The organism is Arthrobacter sp. Soil_C_49 (assembly GCF_057656635.1).
Map to the genome: position 1 here is coordinate 1 of NZ_JBDGJZ010000027.1, position 2,124 is coordinate 2,124.

2 protein-coding genes are annotated in these 2,124 nt (G+C 60.3%); both read left to right on the forward strand.

Features of this window, described 5'->3' with window-relative positions; all coding sequences use genetic code 11:
* Positions 1 to 58 precede the first annotated feature (58 nt).
* Positions 59 to 1,225 carry a scyllo-inosose 3-dehydrogenase gene (iolM, locus tag AC3A4Z_RS22540; protein WP_498714537.1) on the forward strand — a complete coding sequence of 389 codons (1,167 nt, stop codon included), beginning with the start codon at positions 59 to 61 and terminating at the stop codon, positions 1,223 to 1,225.
* A gap of 45 nt (positions 1,226 to 1,270) precedes the next feature.
* On the forward strand, positions 1,271 to 2,124 hold an 854-nt coding region (locus AC3A4Z_RS22545; protein WP_498714539.1), incomplete at its 3' end, for a creatininase family protein.

The following is a 2,124-nucleotide window of genomic DNA, read 5'->3' on the forward strand; positions in this document are numbered from 1 at the left end:
CCTGGAAACCGCAGACCCGTTTCCGTTATTTCAGGGGGAAATCCCCGAAGGAGAAGAGATGAAAGCCATTGTCCTGGAAGCTGAATGGGCGCCTCGTAATGGGGCCCGGATCAGTGACGCAGACGCTGCTCGGCAGTGGGCGTTTAATGCCAGCCAGGTATACCGCAATCCGAGCATCTCCCTGCAGACCATTGCTGATCCCAGCGCTCCGGGCCCGGATGAGGTGATCGTGCAGGTCGGGGCCTGCGGAATTTGTGGATCCGACGTTCACATGATCGAAACGGATGAGGACAACTACCTCCTCCTTCCTTATCATCTGAAGGCCCCGGTCGTCATCGGACACGAGTTCGCCGGGAAAGTCGTAGCGGTCGGTTCCAACGTTTCAGAGATCGGTGTCGGCGAGCTTGTGGCGGTCGAGGAAATCCAGTGGTGCGGCCGCTGCCGGGAATGCCGAGGCGGCTTTTTTAACCAGTGCCGCAACATTGAAGATTTGGGTTTCACCATCAATGGCGGCTTCGCTGAATACGTCAAGGTGGACGCAAAGTTCTGCTGGTCCCTGACAGCCGTGGCGGAGCGGGTTGGTTCGGAAGAGAAAGCGCTTGAAATCGGTGCCTTGACCGAACCAACGAGCGTCGCCTATGAAGGTATGTTCACCCGCGCCGGTGGTTTCAAGCCGGGCAGTGCCGTGGCAGTCTTCGGCGCCGGACCCATCGGCCTCGCCGCAACTGCCCTGGCGGCAGCCGCCGGCGCGTCCCAGGTGTTCGTTGCCGAAATGCTCCCCGAGCGCCGGGCGCTGGCCGAAGCGATGGGTGCCACGACCACCCTTGACCCTGCGACCACCGACGTAGCTGCCACGATCCAGGAACTCACCCGCGGCAACGGCGTGGCCATGGCAGTGGAGACGACCGGAAACTTCAAAGCGGTCATGGGAACCATTGAGGAGTCCATCGGGGTCGGAGGAAAAGTCGCGGTGGTGGGAATGGATGCCCGACCGGTCGAAATGAACCTCATCCGGCAACAGCTCAAAGCTGGCTCTATCTACGGAACCGTCGGCCACTCCGGCTCCTGGGATTTCCCGAACGTCATCGCGTTGATGGCATCCGGGAAGATCCAGATGGAAAAAGCAGTAACCCGAAAGTTCCCGCTGTCTGAGGTCGTCTCTGCCATTGACGAAACCAAGGGCCGGAGCAACGGGAAAATCCTCGTCAAACCTCAGCTCTTCTAAAAACAAACCAACAAACCAAAGAAATACGCACGAAAGGCAAATGACATGACTCAGCCCCTGCACTCACGGCTCCTCACCGACCTTGCACCGCCGGACATCCAGGAGTACCTCGCATCCGGCAAGGACACCATCATCATTCCTCTGGGCTCGGTAGAGATGCACGGATACCACTGCCCGCTGGGCACCGACATCTACAACGCCATGGAAGTATCCAAGCGCGCTGCCGAAAAAGCCGGCGTCCTCTACGGCCCGCCGATCTGGACCGGCTACAGCCCCCAGCACCTGCGCGAACCCGAGAACGGCATGGGTACCCTCACCTTCCGCGGTGAAACCGTCCGCGCCGTAATCTACGACACGGTCCGTTCCCTGATCCACCACGGCTTCAACCGGATCATCTTCGCCAACGGCCACACCTCCAACACCAAGGTCACCGACGAAGTGTTCCGCCGCCTCCGCTACGAAACGGGTGCACTCCTTGGCATGTTCAAGCCCTACGGAGAGCGCTACCTGGGCATCATCGATGACCTGATGGAAAACCCCGAAGAGGAAACCCCGGGCTGGCACGCCAGCGAGCAGGAAACGTCCATCATGATGGCCTACCGGCCCGAGAACGTGAACATGGACCGGGCCGTCACAGCCGAAGGCCACGCCCCGGCCTGGCTGCCCGACAGCTTCAAGAAGAACGACGCGAACCCGGACGCGTCCTTCAAGGGCTACGAGTACTTCTACTTCCCGATGGACCACGATGAAATGGCCGACCACGGCGTCATCGGAAACCCCTTCCGCGCCACCGCCGAAAAGGGCGAACAGATCTTTGACCGCTTCTCCACCTACCTGGCAGAAGCAATCACCGAACTCGAAACCGTCAAGGTCAACGTCACCCAGCGCGCCTTCGACCT

What these genes read in the sequence shown, in the direction of transcription:
- iolM (WP_498714537.1), top strand. Translation starts at nt 59, where the DNA reads ATGAAAGCCATTGTCCTGGAAGCTGAATGGGCGCCTCGTAATGGGGCC.